19 protein-coding genes, 1 tRNA gene and 1 pseudogene are annotated in these 15,653 nt (G+C 42.5%); 12 read left to right on the plus strand and 9 right to left on the minus strand.

Annotated features, from left to right (window positions below; all coding sequences use genetic code 11):
- Positions 1-167: 167 nt before the first annotated feature.
- The 3 genes from VB654_RS04280 to VB654_RS04290 all read right to left on the minus strand — a co-directional run bounded on the left by VB654_RS04280 (position 168) and on the right by VB654_RS04290 (position 3,152).
- A complete protein-coding gene (locus VB654_RS04280; RefSeq protein WP_323212237.1) occupies positions 168-1,172 on the minus strand; it encodes a DnaJ C-terminal domain-containing protein in 1,005 nt (334 codons plus the stop codon).
- 121 nt (positions 1,173-1,293) lie between these two features.
- Complete coding sequence (locus VB654_RS04285; RefSeq protein ID WP_323212239.1) at positions 1,294-1,803, minus strand: AAA family ATPase; 510 nt, start codon at positions 1,801-1,803, stop codon at positions 1,294-1,296.
- Between the two features lie 59 nt (positions 1,804-1,862).
- Positions 1,863-3,152 carry a glucose-1-phosphate adenylyltransferase gene (locus VB654_RS04290; RefSeq protein ID WP_323212240.1) on the minus strand — a complete coding sequence of 430 codons (1,290 nt, stop codon included), beginning with the start codon at positions 3,150-3,152 and terminating at the stop codon, positions 1,863-1,865.
- Between the two features lie 693 nt (positions 3,153-3,845).
- Here VB654_RS04290 and VB654_RS04295 point away from each other — a divergent pair.
- Entirely contained in the window at positions 3,846-5,291 is a 1,446-nt protein-coding gene (locus tag VB654_RS04295; protein WP_323212242.1) for a glycoside hydrolase family 13 protein, read from the plus strand.
- A 4-nt stretch (positions 5,292-5,295) separates the two neighbouring features.
- Here the strand turns inward: VB654_RS04295 and VB654_RS04300 are convergent, their stop codons facing one another.
- Positions 5,296-5,715, minus strand: coding sequence for a fasciclin domain-containing protein (locus VB654_RS04300; protein ID WP_323212243.1), 420 nt, complete (start codon positions 5,713-5,715; stop codon positions 5,296-5,298).
- A gap of 146 nt (positions 5,716-5,861) precedes the next feature.
- Between VB654_RS04300 and VB654_RS04305 the strand changes: the two genes are divergently transcribed.
- The 4 genes from VB654_RS04305 (at position 5,862) to VB654_RS04320 (ending at position 7,343) form a co-directional block, all read left to right on the plus strand.
- The gene (locus tag VB654_RS04305) at positions 5,862-6,101 is read left to right on the plus strand and encodes a DNA-directed RNA polymerase subunit omega (protein WP_239726733.1); all 240 of its coding nucleotides are present in this window, start codon (positions 5,862-5,864) and stop codon (positions 6,099-6,101) included.
- 113 nt (positions 6,102-6,214) lie between these two features.
- Positions 6,215-6,814, plus strand: a complete 600-nt coding sequence (locus VB654_RS04310; RefSeq protein WP_323212244.1) for a hypothetical protein — start codon at positions 6,215-6,217, stop codon at positions 6,812-6,814.
- A 39-nt stretch (positions 6,815-6,853) separates the two neighbouring features.
- Positions 6,854-7,219, plus strand: a complete 366-nt coding sequence (locus VB654_RS04315; RefSeq protein WP_323212245.1) for a DUF1818 family protein — start codon at positions 6,854-6,856, stop codon at positions 7,217-7,219.
- 50 nt (positions 7,220-7,269) lie between these two features.
- A tRNA-Pro gene (locus VB654_RS04320) sits at positions 7,270-7,343 on the plus strand.
- 120 nt (positions 7,344-7,463) lie between these two features.
- Here VB654_RS04320 and csaB read toward each other — a convergent pair.
- Positions 7,464-8,519: a polysaccharide pyruvyl transferase CsaB gene (gene csaB / locus VB654_RS04325; protein ID WP_323212283.1), complete on the minus strand. Its 1,056-nt coding sequence runs from the start codon at positions 8,517-8,519 to the stop codon at positions 7,464-7,466.
- A gap of 35 nt (positions 8,520-8,554) precedes the next feature.
- On the opposite strand from csaB, the gene VB654_RS04330 reads away from it, so the two are divergent.
- The 5 genes from VB654_RS04330 to VB654_RS04350 all read left to right on the plus strand — a co-directional run bounded on the left by VB654_RS04330 (position 8,555) and on the right by VB654_RS04350 (position 11,648).
- Positions 8,555-8,902: a DUF2499 domain-containing protein gene (locus VB654_RS04330; RefSeq protein ID WP_323212246.1), complete on the plus strand. Its 348-nt coding sequence runs from the start codon at positions 8,555-8,557 to the stop codon at positions 8,900-8,902.
- Entirely contained in the window at positions 8,899-9,192 is a 294-nt protein-coding gene (locus VB654_RS04335) for a DUF3593 domain-containing protein (RefSeq protein ID WP_323212247.1), read from the plus strand. The genes VB654_RS04330 and VB654_RS04335 overlap by 4 nt, the downstream gene beginning before the upstream one ends.
- A gap of 101 nt (positions 9,193-9,293) precedes the next feature.
- Positions 9,294-10,064 (plus strand): 1-(5-phosphoribosyl)-5-[(5-phosphoribosylamino)methylideneamino]imidazole-4-carboxamide isomerase, encoded by a 771-nt coding sequence (gene hisA, locus VB654_RS04340; protein WP_323212248.1) that lies wholly within the window; start codon positions 9,294-9,296, stop codon positions 10,062-10,064.
- 110 nt (positions 10,065-10,174) lie between these two features.
- Positions 10,175-10,738, plus strand: a complete 564-nt coding sequence (locus VB654_RS04345; protein ID WP_323212249.1) for a hypothetical protein — start codon at positions 10,175-10,177, stop codon at positions 10,736-10,738.
- Between the two features lie 124 nt (positions 10,739-10,862).
- A complete protein-coding gene (locus VB654_RS04350; RefSeq protein ID WP_323212250.1) occupies positions 10,863-11,648 on the plus strand; it encodes an ABC transporter ATP-binding protein in 786 nt (261 codons plus the stop codon).
- Positions 11,649-11,727: 79 nt separating this feature from the next.
- Here VB654_RS04350 and VB654_RS04355 read toward each other — a convergent pair whose 3' ends face one another.
- Positions 11,728-12,498 carry a response regulator transcription factor gene (locus VB654_RS04355; protein WP_323212251.1) on the minus strand — a complete coding sequence of 257 codons (771 nt, stop codon included), beginning with the start codon at positions 12,496-12,498 and terminating at the stop codon, positions 11,728-11,730.
- Between the two features lie 692 nt (positions 12,499-13,190).
- Here VB654_RS04355 and VB654_RS04360 point away from each other — a divergent pair.
- Entirely contained in the window at positions 13,191-13,439 is a 249-nt protein-coding gene (locus VB654_RS04360; protein ID WP_323212252.1) for a DUF6761 family protein, read from the plus strand.
- Between the two features lie 254 nt (positions 13,440-13,693).
- Here VB654_RS04360 and grxD read toward each other — a convergent pair whose 3' ends face one another.
- The 3 genes from grxD to VB654_RS04375 form a co-directional block, all read right to left on the minus strand.
- Entirely contained in the window at positions 13,694-14,017 is a 324-nt protein-coding gene (gene grxD / locus VB654_RS04365; RefSeq protein ID WP_323212253.1) for a Grx4 family monothiol glutaredoxin, read from the minus strand.
- A 79-nt stretch (positions 14,018-14,096) separates the two neighbouring features.
- The gene (locus VB654_RS04370; protein WP_323212254.1) at positions 14,097-14,354 is read right to left on the minus strand and encodes a BolA family transcriptional regulator; all 258 of its coding nucleotides are present in this window, start codon (positions 14,352-14,354) and stop codon (positions 14,097-14,099) included.
- A gap of 241 nt (positions 14,355-14,595) precedes the next feature.
- Positions 14,596-15,195, minus strand: a complete 600-nt coding sequence (locus VB654_RS04375) for a hypothetical protein (RefSeq protein ID WP_323212255.1) — start codon at positions 15,193-15,195, stop codon at positions 14,596-14,598.
- Between the two features lie 176 nt (positions 15,196-15,371).
- Here VB654_RS04375 and VB654_RS04380 point away from each other — a divergent pair.
- Positions 15,372-15,653: pseudogene (locus tag VB654_RS04380) on the plus strand (peptidase S8); the annotation flags it as partial.

Below are 15,653 nucleotides of genomic sequence, written 5' to 3' on the forward strand. Positions count from 1 at the left end.
GAACGTAGTTCGTAGTTCGTAATTTATTGGCTAAGGTAATTACGATAGCGTTGATTGCTTAAGGTTCTTGAAGCAACTAAGTTCATACTCAATACTCAGCACTCAGCACTCAGAAAGGCACTCAGCACTTTTCTAGGGAGACGTTTGGGCGGAACGTCTCTACCTAGTTAAAACTTGAACTGCTGTAAATGACTGCGGGGATTATAGGTACGTATAGCTCGAATTTTTTCATAATATTCCCGCTCTTGTGGGCTGAGGTCTTTGGGTGGGACAATCGCTACCTTGACAAACTGATCGCTACGTCCACCCTTGGTTAAAGGCCAACCCTTACCCCGCAACCGTAAAGATTGACCAGAACGGACTCCCGCAGGTAACTTGACATTCACAGAGCCATCGGGTGTGGGGACATCAATTGAGGCTCCCAAGGTGGCTTCATCTGGCGTGATGGGAACTTCACAGACGAGGTTATCACCTTCAAATTGAAAAAATGAATGTGGCTGAAGTTCAACTTTTAAATATAAATCACCCCGTTGTTGAGTCATGGGGTTAAATTGACCTTTACCGCGCACTCGGAGACGAGTACCAGTTTTAGCCCCAGATGGGATGCTAACTTCAATGGTTTCGTTACCTAAACTAAAGCGCTTTTTAACACCAGCAAAAGCTTCTGTCAGAGTTAAAGCGATCGCAGCTTCTGTGTCTTGTGCAGCACCCGTACCGACATCTTGAAAACCACCAAAATCATTAAAGCCACCATAACCACTTGGTCTACCGGTGGAAGTCCGATAAGAATAGCTTTGTCGTCCACCAGCACCACGAGGGCTAGGGCCACCAAACCGCCCTAATAACTCGTTGACAAATTCATCAAAACTGCCGTATTGACTGAAGTCAAAACCACCCATATCCACACCAGCGCCGCCGGATGGGAAACCTTCGCCAGCTTGTTTCCAATATTGACCAAATTGATCGTACTTCTTGCGCTTATCAACATCTGACAAAACTTCGTAAGCTTCATTCACCTCTTTGAAGGTAGCCTCTGCTTGCTTATTATTTGGGTTGACATCAGGGTGATACTTGCGAGCTAATTTCCGAAAAGCTTGTTTAATTTCTTCTGGACTGGCAGTTTTACTGATTCCCAAAATTGCATAATAGTCTTTGAAGTCGGTTGCAGCCATCTACCAGCCTCCTATAAAAATTTCTGTTATGTTTTTTTCGTAAAATGTGAGCTTGGTTTTTGCTGGGTGAAATCCCAAGCATAAAAAACTCTGATTTTAAATTAACAGACATTGCCGCTATTCAAGTGTGGTTCCTGCTCACTGCACCAGCGCAATTTCCGTACTCCCTCTTTTCGGGAAAACAAATCAAGTGGTTTATTCCTTCTTCTAAACTAGGGGGAGCATCCCGGAGTTGACGATACATTCGCAAGATGATTTCTTGAGGAACTTGGCGCTGACGCTTTTGATTGCGGGCTAAACATAGCCAGACAGGTGTTCTCACCCATAACCCTGTAATGTCTGTAAAACCGACCTCACGAGCTAAGGCTATAATTTCACGGCGCTGGCTTCTTTGGGTATTAGTAGCATCAAAAATTGTTGCTTGGTCTGCGGTCACTGCTTGTTGAAATTGTCGTTCTATTTCTCGCCAAATCAGCAACCACGGACCCTGAGTTGCTTCAGAACCAAAAAGTTGCCCCCGAATGGCATCCGTAGAAATCAGTAGCATCTGGGGGCATTCTGAGACTAATTGTTTCGCCAAAGTTGACTTACCGCTACCAGGAAGACCAATGAGTAACTGAAGTTTAGTCATCTGCCATTTATCAGTTTTTAACTATTATTAACCAATGATCAATGGCCAATGACCAATGACTAAATGATAGTTCCGTCAGGAATTACGGCATTTTTCAGCACTACAACAATGCCACTGCGGATGTAGAAGCCTTGGTTTTCTCGCTCTGCTTCTTGCACGTTATCTTTATTGATAATTTTCACATCATGACCGATGCGGGCATTCTTATCGATGATCGCACGGCGAATAATTGTATCCGTACCAATACCTACGGGAATGTCGCCTTTTTCTAAGTTACATTGACGCTCCACAAAAGGTTGATAAAAATCTGCCCCCATCAATAGAGATTCTTCGATCACACAGCCAGATTCAACGCGCGATCGCACTCCCAACACTGAATGCTGAATCCGGCAATCTTTCAAAATACAACCTTCGCCGACAATGGATTCTGTAACATGGCAATTTAAAAGTTTACTTGGTGGTAAGTACCGCGCACGAGTATAAATTGGTGCTTCTTCATCGTAAAAGCTAAAAGGTGGTAAAGGTTGTTTAGTTAATGCTAAATTGGCGTGATAAAAAGCTTCGATTGTCCCAATGTCTTCCCAGTAATCATCAAATAAGTAAGCTTGGACATTGTGAGTTTTGCCAGCATCAGGAATAATTTCTTTACCGAAATCGGTACTTTCTAAAGATTCTTTCAACAACTTAATTAAAACATCTTTTTTAAAGACATAAATCCCCATTGAGGCAATGTAAGGCTGTAATTTTGCTTGTTCTGGCGATAATCCCAGGACGCTAGTATCAACCTGCATCCGGTCTAATTCCTCACCTTTGGGCTTTTCGCTAAAGTCAATCACCCTACCTGACTGGTCTATTTTCATTAAACCAAAGTCCGAAGCCCGACTTTTATCTATGGGAATAACCGAAAGCGTAATATCAGCCCCTGTTTCCCGATGACGCTGGATAAACTGGCGGTAATCCATCCGGTATAGGTGATCTCCAGAGAGAATCAAATACTCATCCGCGTCCCATTCGTCCAATAGCCATAGATACTGACGCACAGCATCAGCTGTACCTTGGAACCAATTGGGGTTTTCTGGTGTTTGCTGTGCAGCTAACACTTCCACAAACCCCTCGTTAAAGCCAGTAAAATTGTAAGTACGGGCTATATGGCGATTTAGGGATGCTGAGTTAAATTGTGTCAGGACATAGATTTTGAATATCTCTGAATTGATACAATTACTGACAGGAATATCTATTAAACGGTACTTACCTGCCACTGGTACGGCTGGTTTAGCTCGCATTTTCGTTAGCGGATACAAACGAGTACCCGCACCACCACCGAGAATAATTGCTAATACTTTTTTCACAAAATTTCTCCCAACTGCCTTTCAACTCTCACCTTCAGTTTAGGACTGTCTGAGACTACTGGTAAGGGGGGATCACAGATTAATAATTAGCCAAATTTACAAAATGGTGTGATTAATGGCCGATTCCCTGCGATTAAAGTAGCAAATTTGACTGATTTACCATTAGTATCGGCGATCCTGTTATCGTTTAGTACATACTCACAAAGTCTTTAGACCAAAGGTGCTAATAATTTTCTCTGTCAAAATAGCTACAAGTATTTTTAGAGGCATTTAATCGACACTGCACTTAGAAGCAATTTTCTAGCCAGCCCAAAACCAAAATATCAAATTTTTGAATTTTGATTACCTATCTTTATACATAGTTGTTTTTTTGACCTGGGCATAGCGCATACTGTCACACAGGTCAAAAATCTTATTCTGTAGGCTGTTCATTGATTTTGAATGGTAGTAGTGGCGTGGCAAGCTTAAAATGATGCATTATGTTTCTCTTGTGGAACAGGCAAGATGCCTGTTTTGGGGGGACCAGTAGCCCACCCCACAATATTTATGCTTGTAGCTGTTTCACGCCAGTAGTTTTATTTACACCGACTTGTACTAAAGAAAATCAGGAGAACGGAAAAATTTTCTATCATCAGTGAGGGATGTAAATACGCGAATATTTGCCACAATCACTGATAAAGGGCTAAAAATTTCATGCAAATTCAAACACCAGACTGGGTTAAACACGCTATTTTCTACCAAATCTTTCCAGATCGCTTTGCCAAAAGCAAACAGCCTCACAAAAGGCTGTTACATGATGCCCGTTGGGAAGATTGGGACGCTATGCCCACACTCCAGGGTTACAAAGGTGGGGATTTATGGGGAATTATTGAGCAATTAGACTATATTCAAGGTTTAGGGATTAACGCGATTTATTTTACTCCCATTTTTCAATCGGCGAGTAATCACCGTTATCACACCCACGATTATTATCAGGTTGATCCGTTGTTGGGAGGGAATGAAGCTTTTAAGGAATTCCTCGACGCAGCCCATGAACGGAATATCAAAGTCGTGCTGGATGGGGTGTTTAACCACGCGAGTCGAGGCTTGTTCTTTTTTCACGATGTTTTAGAAAATGGGCCTCGTTCCCCTTGGGTAGACTGGTTCAAAATTACAGGTTGGCCGCTTGCGCCTTACACCGGGGAGTTACCTGCTAACTACGAAGGTTGGGCAGGAAATCGGGCTTTACCAGTATTTAACCATGACAATCCGGAAGTGCGGGAATACATCATGGAAATTGGCGAATATTGGATGAAATTTGGCATTGATGGTTGGCGATTAGATGTACCATTTGAAGTCAAAACACCTGGGTTTTGGCAAGAATTCCGCGATCGCATCAAAGCCATTAACCCCGAAGCTTATATAGTGGGGGAAGTTTGGGGAGATTCACGGGAATGGCTGGATGGTACCCAATTTGATGGCGTGATGAATTATTTATTTGCCGGGCTAACCATTGCCTTTACCGCAGGCGATCGCGTAGTTTTAGAACAAGTGCAAACCCGTGATTATCAACCCTACCCACCGTTATTTGCGACCGAGTACGCTATCAAAATACAGGAATTACTGGAACTTTACCCTTGGGAAATTCAACTAACGCAACTAAATTTACTAGCAAGCCACGATACAGCCAGATTAATTACCATTGCTGACGGCGATCAAGCTAGTGTAGAATTAGCAACTTTACTGTTACTCACCTTTCCTGGTGCGCCTAGTATCTATTATGGTGACGAAGTGGGTTTACCGGGGGCGATAGATCCAGACTCCCGGCGTGGCTTTCCCACAGAAGCTAATTGGAATCAACAGATCCTCAACATTCACCGCCAATTAATTGCACTTCGGCGCAAATACCCGGCTTTGCGTGCAGGCGATTACAAAACTCTGTTCGCCCAAGGAGCATTGTATATTTTTACCCGAACCTTGGAGACAGAAGCATTAATTATTGCCGTTAACGCTGGTACAGCCACAACAACAGCAAATATAAATGCGATAAGTTTGCATACTCAACCCCAGAAGCTTTTATATGGTAAGGCGGAATTTGAGTGGGATGGTGAACAGCTTTCCTTAACTCTTCCCCCACGATCTGGCTGTATTTTGGGGTAGGCCTCTATCCTCCAGCAACCATTGCTGGCATTAATACCTGATCAATTGCATGAATTACGCCATTGTCGGCAATTATATCCGTGACGAGGACATGAGCATCATTCACCTTAATCACACCTTGATCAGAATCAATCGCCACCACTGATCCTTCCAGAGTTGTTGCTTCTTCAATCTGCTGCAAATCTTCAAACCTGACATCCCCAAAAGCGACATGATACATTAATATCTTTTTCAGCTTGGGGATGTCTTGCAGTAGTGAATCGAAAATATCCTTTGGTAATTCAGCAAAAGCATCATCAGTGGGTGCAAAGAGTGTGACAGAACCTGGACTTTTGAGAATTTCGATAATTTGTGCGGTAGTAGCCGCCTGGACTAGAGTTTTGAATTTTCCGGCATTAATAGCCGTTTCGACAATATCCGCCATAAATTTGGGTTGATTAATTAATTTCCCTACACAACACACTTATAAAATCAATCAAAACTGCCAACCTCTATCAACAGAGACAAAAATACAAAGCAATAAACTCTCAGTCCTGCTAAGATGGGGGGTGATATCATGAACCACTGACTATGCTAAAGCGTTCTAAGTTCGAGACGACTCAATCTCAAATCATGTACCGGGCTGAGGATTTGATTAGTGCAGCTTCAAATCGCTACCGCATTACAGTTCAGGTGGCAAACCGTGCCAAGCGTCGGCGTTATGAAGACTTTGATAATCCATCAGAAGATGTGATGATGAAACCAGTGCTGAGGGCAATTATTGAAATGTCCGATGAACTGACTCAACCAGAAATCATTGGCGAACTATAAGCGCAGCAATGAGTGCTGAGTGCTGAGTGCTGAGTAATGAGTAATGAGTGTTTAGTGCTGATGTACTAATAGATATAACTACGCTATATAATTAGACTTTTGCGAAAGCGAGGATGAGCAAAAATTTATCGTTCATTCAACCCCTACTTAAACCTTGGCAAACACTCACTGCTTTGATAGTGGTGGGTGTGGTGGTGTTTAGTTCAGGGGCTAGTAAATTAACACCAACAAACTTATTGAGCATTCAAGCGGCATTTGCTCAAAGAATTAGCCCTGGAGAGGTTTGGCAGCAAGTATATCAGCAAATACCAGACCTACCAAAAGAAAACCAGTATACTAGTAAAAATACTGGGCAAATTGCCGAAAATAACACTTTAGCTAGTCGCCTAATCACTTATCACATTTATAGAAAAGGACGCGCCCCCAACTATCGCCTAGATTGGAAGCTAACCCTGGCTGATTACCTAGATGCGAATGAAATTATGTATTATCATTCCTATCCTGGTAATGATACATTACAGCAAAATCCACTAGAAGGCGATCGCGCCATTATAGCCAGCCTCAACCGCCAGCAGAGAAACACCCTAGTGCAAGTTTTAGTCGATATCTTCACGCCCAAACCTCAGAACACCCAAACACCCAGGCGAGAAACAACACCCACACCCAGCACACCCCAGTTACCCCAAAGAGGTAGCGCTGAACTTCTCAAATAAAAAGCTCTTTGCGCCCCTTTGCGTTTCAAAACCCGACTCATGGAACAACTTATAAAAAGCGGGCTAGGTTGGCGAATAGGCTGGAACCCCAACGCACCAGAATTCAAAGGATTAATAGGAACAGAAGATTGGGCAATAGAACTAACAGAAGCCGAATTAAACGATTTTTGCCGACTACTTGCACAGTTAGCAGACACCATGAAACAACTCGCAGATGAACTAATGGCAGAAGAAAAAATTGCCTGTGAAGCCGAAAGTGACTTATTATGGCTAGAAGTCGAAGGCCATCCCCAAGCCTACAGTTTGCGCTTAATCCTAAATACAGGAAGAGGCGTAGAAGGTAAATGGGACAGTTCCGCAGTACCAGAGTTACTGCAAGCAGCTGGGATGCTGAAAGTTTTTTAAACAAACCCCTTGCTTATTTTAAAGATTTGCAATAGAATGATAATTCTGACCGGGGCGTAGCGCAGCTTGGTAGCGCGCCACTTTGGGGTAGTGGAGGTCGTGGGTTCGAATCCCGCCGCTCCGATAGACAAAAGACCCTGCCTGCTAGTCTTTAAATCAAAGATTAGCGGGCTTTCCAATTTCCAGGAATCCGGCGACTAGAAGTCACGGCTACACAGACAAAACCCGCCTACGTGGGTTCAAATTAGCGTAGCGGGGCGTAGCCCAACAAATCCATGTCTAAAATATCTTTGTGCATTAAAGCGCGATCTACTAAAGACTGAATTTGGTCAGATGATAGCGGATCACCATTGGCATAATGTTCTATCCAAGTTTTACTAATTAGATTAGGGTCATCTGGTAAACTGGCTAAATCCCATCCTGGCATTTGTAAATCTTCCATGAGCCGATTTACTTTGGGGTCATAACTGAGGGCGAAACAGCGACAACCTTCAGCCGCAGCCATAATTAAGCTGTGCAGACGCATCCCAATTGCCATTTCTACACCTTTATAAACACCTTTTAATAATTGCGGGTCTTCTAAAAGCAAAATTTTGCTGACATCTTTTAATTGCGGTTGAATCGCTTCGGCGATCGCTAAATCTTCACTTTTCTGAAATGGCAACAGCAAAATAAAGGCTTGGGTGGCTTTCTGAAAGTCTACTAAGGCGCGAGTCAAGTTTGCCAAACGTTTTTCAGTCAGTTGGGGATGATTTCTTAAAGTAACGGCAACTCTCGGCGCAGGTAAATCCCAAAGTCCTGGTACTGGCTGACTTTTTAACGCCCAAACTGGGTCAGGCGCAACTAAACAAGGAATTTTCCAATCATTTAATAAAGCCGCGCTGGAGCGATCGCGCACACTAACTCTGCTACAATATCCGAAGGAGTGTTGTGCCAATAGGCGAGTTTGGGGACGAACTAAGGGGCCGATACCTTGCGCCCAAGCTACAGTTTTCAAACCCATTTTCTGAGCCAATATCATCAGCCCCCCATAATAAAATGGACTAATGGTACTGGTGACATCTTGAATTAAACTTCCTCCGCCCCAAATGAAGGCATCGCAAGAACGCAGAGCTTGGAGTACAGGTAAAATCTTCATGCGGTTGTGAGATTCCACACCATAGCGATCGCGCGTTTGTTCTGGATTGCCAGAAAGCACCACAGGTGTAACATCAGGTGGTAACATTTGCAAAAGCGTCGCCAATAAAGCCTCGTCACCACCATTACCTTTACCGTAATACCCAGACAATAACGCCCGCATCTTTGCCATTTTGAATTTTGAATTTTAAATTACTTATGCACGCTCTTTCTATTCCCACCTGGATTATTCACGTTTCTAGCGTTATTGAGTGGATGGTAGCCATTTGGTTAATCTGGACTTACGGCGAACTCACTGGTAATCGCACATGGTGGGGATTATCTCTAGCCATGTTACCAGCTTTAGTTAGTGCGATGTGTGCCTGTACTTGGCATTATTTCGACAATCCGTCATCTTTAGAATGGTTGGTAACGCTGCAAGCTGCAATGACATTAATTGGTAATTTTACACTTTGGGGGGCTGCGGTATTGATTTGGCGTTCTACAAAACCAAAGGATAGTACAACCAAAACAGTTATAGCTCAACCGATGGAATCAAAATCATGATCTCTAAAGAAACCCTGTTTGCCCTTTCCTTATTTCCCTACTTGGGTTTCTTGTGGTTTATTAGCCGCAGTCCCCAAATGCCACGTTTAGCCCTATATGGATTTTACGGCACGCTGGTATTTGTTGCTATTACTATCCCGGCGGCAATTTACGCGCAATTAAATTATGGTGTTTCCTTGGCTGACGTAGATTGGTTACACGGGGGCGCAGAAGTATTTTTAACCCTGGCTAACATTCTGCTGGTGGTGGGTTTCGCCCAAGCCATTAGAGAATTAAAAATGAAAAATTAAACGCCGATATAGCTTGCTTCCCGAAGGGTACGCTGATAAATTTAGATGTTTAATTATTTTATTTGACTTTTTTGAGATTTTGTAGTATTGGGAATAAATAAATGGACGTAATTCCAGCAATTGATTTATTAGAAGGTCGCTGTGTCAGACTTTACCAAGGAGACTACGAGCGATCGCAAGTTTTTAGTGAAAACCCAGTAGATATTGCCAAACAGTGGGTTGATCAAGGTGCGACCAGATTGCATTTAGTTGATCTAGATGGTGCAAAAGCAGGTAAAGTAGTAAATTTAAAAGCAATTGAGGCGATCGCTCAAGCCATATCCATACCCATTGAAATTGGTGGAGGATTGCGCGATCGCACCAGCGTACAACAAGTATTTAATTTAGGAGTACAGTGGGCAATTCTGGGGACTGTAGCCGTAGAACAACCCCAATTAGTCCAAGAACTCTGTCAAGAATTTCCCCAAAAGATTATCATAGGGATAGATGCGCGTAACGGACTAGTTGCAACTCGTGGTTGGTTAGAAACCTCCGAAGTTTTAGCCACCCAACTAGCCGTACAAATGCAAGAATTAGGTGCAGCAGCCATCATTTACACAGATATTCACCGTGACGGTACACTCATCGGCCCCAACCTAGAAGCCTTAAGAGAACTTGCAAGTGCAATATCCATTCCCATTATTGCCTCCGGGGGAGTCAGTTCTATCACCGATTTATTGAGTCTATTAGGCTTAGAAATGCAAGGCGTAAAAGGCGTAATAGTCGGAAAAGCCTTATATACTGGCGATATTTCCCTCAGAGAAGCACTCCGCGCCATCGGACCCGGACGCATTCAAGATATCCCCCCAAATCTCGACTCCAGCTTTGCATAAAGCGCTTCCACAAAAAAGCGCCATAAAAGCCCTCTATTCTTCATTTCTCTGTGTCCTCAGCGCCTCTGTGGTTTGTTTTCCGTAAACCAACAAAAACCCATACATCAACCGTGACAGCAACATCAACCAACATTCCCAAATCGGTTTTTCGTCTGTCTCCGTTAATTCGGATCACACTACTGAGTCTATATATAGCACTCACAGTCCCGTTACCATTTTTAGCCCAAGCAACAGACGCACTAGTACCGCCGAAATTCTTGTGGATAGGAATTAGTATAGGCTTTGTCGGCTTATATGCAGTCTTAACCGAGCGAGTCATAGTCGATGACCAAAGCATTCAAGTTACATACCCCACCTGGGTTCCCCGCTTTTTTCGGAAAGGATGGACATTACCTTGGTTAGATGTCAAAGAACTAAAACCGCGTTCCACTGGTCAAGGTGGACTAGTTTATTATTTTCTCAGTCAGGATGGCAAAGCGTATTTATTACCAATGCGTGTAGCCGGATTTTCCCGCTTAGTGAAAATAGTCGAAACAAAAACAGGCATAAATACAACAGATGTACGCCCATTAGCACAACCGTGGATGTACTTAATTTTGTTAGGATTCACCCTGCTGCTGTTATTAATAGATGCTTGGACTATCACCACAGCATTAGGGATGTCTCAGATATAAATGAACCAAATAGACCATTTCTTTCTTTCTTTCTTTCTTTCTTTCTTTCTTTCTTTCTTCTTCCTTCTTCCTTCTTTCCTTTGTGTACTTTGCGTCCTTCTCCCAAAGGGAGAGGCTAACGCCAATGCGGTTCGTTCCCTTGGAGAATCACACAATAACAGCCCAACTAAGACTAGAACAAATTAACTTATCCGCCAAACTGAAACCTCAACTTCAGGGATACCCAATATTACAGGATATCTCCTTCGAGGTATTTCCAGGCGATCGCATTGTCATAGTCGGACCCTCCGGTGCTGGTAAAACCTCATTACTGCGCCTAATTAACCGCCTCACTGAACCCACCAGAGGCAAAATTTATCTAGAGAATCAAGAGTATAGCCAAATCCCGACTATACAGCTACGTCGGGAAATGACCCTGGTATTACAAGAATCCAAACTGCTAGGGATGACAGTCCAGCAGGCTTTAGCTTATCCTTTAGTTTTGCGTGATGTACCTCAACAGACAATTCAACAAAGAATTTCTCATTGGATAGAACAACTGCACATTCCTCATGAATGGTTAGGAAGAACAGAATTACAACTTTCTGCGGGACAGCGACAATTAGTAGCGATCGCTCGTGCTTTAGTTATCCAACCAAAAGTTTTATTATTAGATGAGCCAACATCTGCCTTAGATGCTGGAACATCTGCTAATGTCATGCAAGTTTTAACTCAGCTAACTCAAACCCATCAAATCACAACTTTGATGGTAAATAACCAGCTTGACTTAGCCCAGGTATTCTGCACCCGGTTATTATATTTACAACAAGGTCAGTTATTCACAGATCAAGCAGCCCCTCAAATCAATTGGGTTAACTTACGAGAACGCTTAATAAAAGCCCAAACCCAAGCCGCAGAAGAATGGATTTAGTCAAATTAACAATTAAGATTCAAACAAAAAATCCATCTAGGAAACTTTGCATTTTGAATGTTAATTCATTCTGCCTCTTTTAACTCCTTTGAGTGCCAACTGTAGAACGTTGATGACTGATTCTTTCTTTAGTTAACTTGGCTGGTGACTGTGGAACATTGGGTTTCAAACTTTCCATGTTAAATCTATATCCCACATTTCGGATAGTTTGAATCAAACTAGGTTGACGGGGATCAAGTTCAACTTTTTTTCGTAACGATAAAACATGGGTATCAATGGTGCGAGGATTATCAATTGCGTCAGGCCAAGCACGACGCAGTAATTCCGACCGACTTAGAGGTACTCCTCCCGCTTGTGCTAAAACATAAAGTAAACTGAACTCTTGCGGCGTTAAATCAATGAATTCTCCCTGGAATCGAACTCGGCGCTGTACTAAATCAATTTGCAAACTGCCATAATCCAAATAAGCTGGTGCAGTAGGCGTGCGCCTGCGGCGAATTAGTGCTTCTACCCTAGCCAGAAACTCTTGCATTCCAAAAGGTTTACTTAAATAGTCATCAGCCCCCGCCTTCAAACCTGCGACAATATCAGCTTCATTATTACGAGCTGATAACATCAAAATTAAAGGCTGTTGTTGACGATGCAACCAACGGCAAAACTCAATCCCATCACCATCTGGTAAATCGGCATCAAGAATCACCAGTGTTGGTTGTTGGCTCAAAAACACTTCCCTTGCTTGATAAATGCTGGCGGCTTGATGCACACGGTATTCCAACTGCTGCAAGTGCCATCCCAGCAACGACCTTAGATGGGGATTTCCCTCAACGATTTCAATACAAACCGAACCCACAGCGGCAAAACCCCATAGCGTCGATGAATTTTAAAGTAACAAGCCCATGCCCAAGGTTTTGTAGTCATTGTTACTTCCATTGCTATTAACTTGACATTACCTCATACCAAAAGCAGTGAAGGATTCACTGATGCCTTGCCCAAAGCTGAATTAGTAATATTCTTTAATTTATTCTTAAATTTTTGTTAGACTGATAAAAATGTCTTTTGGTTAAACATCCTCCTTCAGAGAGGTAAAACTGACCAAGAGACTCGTGCTAAACAGGTAAGCTTGACTTCAGCTATATTTTAGCTTTATTGTGCCGACGCATGAGATTTGGTAAAAATTTATGGTCATATCTGCCAATAAACAATCCCAAATTCCAAATTCCAAATTCCAGGCATTTAAACCCCGAATGAAACAAAACCTCAATGTAAAAATAATCTTTTGGAGTTTACGCAGCAAAGGGATATCAGACTTTTTAATTTCTGAGCAAGTCGAGCAGTTTACACAAAGAATCATAAAAATATCTGGCCAAACCGACATATTCCAAATTTTATGGAATAGGATAGAATCACGTTGTGTCTTTAGGAGGATCTAGCCTACGATAGATTTCTTGTCCTTGAGTTGAAGCGAAGAAGGTGAAAGTGACACTTCACATTTCAGCGTGAATCATTTACAATTCTCATTCTAAAGAGATTAATATAGCAGTTATGCTCCAAGACACACAAACCATCCGCTATTACCAACGAATTACTGATGCCTTCGTCGAGTTATGGAATCGCGGTTATCGAACGGACGATATGCGGATGTATTTGGATGGGTATTTAGCCGCACTGCGACAAAGCAACGCTATTGAACCTATGCTGATTCATCGCTTAGAAGAGGAATCTAGCCGCTACCTGTACGATGCGTCAAATTTTGTTATGACTCAACCACAGGCTCAACTTGATTACTATTAATGCCTTTTACTTGGTCATTTATTTACAATAACCATTCGACCAACGCTGATGATCATAGCATATTATTTGCTTAGGTCAAGGGTTTAGTGGTGTGAAATTTTGCAGATATTTTATTTATAAAAGTATCCCCTCTGCCCGTTCTTGGTTTTGCCAACTCGGAGGAGGGGATTTTTCAATTTCTAGAGAGACGATGAATCCTGTCTCTACAAGCCTGATAGCAATTGCTTTGATACTCAGAAATCAGCACTTGAATCTTAGGAAGCCAGTGCTACTTCTACTAATTGCTGCAATTCACCTTTTTGGTAAAGTTCAATCAGGATATCTGAACCACCAACGAATTGACCGTCAATATAAACTTGGGGAATTGTCGGCCAGTTGGAATATTCTTTAATGCCCTGTCTAATATCAGAGTCGGCGAGAACGTCAACTGTTTCAAAAGGAACGGCTAAGGTGTTAAGAATTTGTACAACATTGTTGGAGAAACCACACTGAGGCATCAGCTTGTTTCCCTTCATGAAAACCATGATTTTGTTTTGTTGTAACAAATTATCAATTTTTGCTTTAGTTTCTGGAGTCATGGATTTTTTGTTTCCTATGTTGCTAATAGCCAAGATTTCAATAGTCAATTTTTCAGTTGAACTTGAGACTTATTGATTTTTAAGAAGCTGCTGTTGCTTGCCAAGCTTCGGGAGTATACGTTTTTACAGCCAAGGCATGAATCGCTTCAGTTGACATCGCTTGCCGCAAAGCACCATAAACTAATTGGTGTTGTTGAACCAGTCCTTTATCGGCAAACTGTGATGAAACTACTGTTACTTGATAGTGGTCTCCACCACCAGTCAAGTCTTGCACCTGAATTTGAGCATCTGGCAGTTCCGCCTGAATCATTGCCTCAACCTGCTGCGGATTAATCATAAAAACCTTGCGCGTAATGTGGAAACCCACGGCTTTAAGCGGTGGGAGGAAACACAACTCTATTATTAGCAGATAATTCTGTGCAACGTGTGCCGTTTCCTGCCCTTACTAATTTCAGGTTTTGGACAGGCTAACGGTAAACGCGCCTTTGAACATTATTTTAGTAGATAGCTGGCTCAAACCAACCTTTGGTAACTAATTCCATCTTACCATTCGAGCTTTCCAGACAGATGTGCAGCATTTATCTATTTTGGGATGAACTACCGCCTTGTCTGGGAAAAGGTGCATCCACAAAACCCAATTCAAATAACTGCTGATAGGCTTTCCTGCCTAAATCCCGTGTGGGGTTTTGACTCTTAATAATCTGAACTAACAACGGGACGGCTAATTCTGGCTGATTTTGCGCTCGGTGTAGCAATGCTAACTGATAGGTGGCTTCGTCACGCTTTTGGGCGGTTTCTAAAGCTTTTTGACGTTGGGAATCGGAAACTCTCGTATCAATTCCTGTAAAACTAGCGTTTAATTCTTGATAAAAATTAGATAATTGATTATAAACTTGACGTGCATCTTGGAGCTTCTGAGCCGCTAAAGAGTAGTTTTGAGCAGAAACGGCTTGATCTGCCTCTTCCATCAGCCGTTGACCTCCTGCCATACTCAAAACGCTATTATTTTGGGCTGTAGGACGGAGAGTGTTGGGATCGTTGGGGTCAATGATTTGGACTTGACTATAAAGACTAGGTAACTTTTGTACTTGAGCATTGACGGGTGATAGCAGGCTGAGAACCGCTATAAATGATAAGGAAGTCAGGCTAACTAAAGGAGGAACGACGGCAGAGTTCATGGGGTCAAGTAGTGCGACAACTATATAGACAAGAAATAGAAACTTCGGGTATCTTAACTCTGTTTTTGTCGTTAACAAAACAAAGTCACATACTGAGGTTTCTCTGATTTAGACTGAAATTTGCTGTAATAGAGTTCCCATTACTTCTGTATACCAACTAACTACAATCGCCCATGATGAACGATAACGCTAATTCCTCTGATTTTCCAAACACAGGCGTACCAGCAAGCAGTTTGGGAATGATTTTACAACGTGGTGGTGAAGAATTAATTTTAGAAAAGGTTCTAGACCGCTTCACTGTCCGACCCACAACCGAATTTACACCACAACAATTATCTCAGGTTCTTTGGGGCTTTTGGCAACAAAGTATTCCCCAAGCTCATTTAGAACTTTTCACGGTTTTACCCAGTCAGTTGGAGTTGGCGATGTCTCAAGCACGAGCTGCTGACAATGTGGCT

Origin of the sequence: Nodularia sp. UHCC 0506, assembly GCF_034931045.1 — a bacterium.
In the GTDB taxonomy this organism is placed as follows: Bacteria; Cyanobacteriota; Cyanobacteriia; order Cyanobacteriales; family Nostocaceae; genus Nodularia.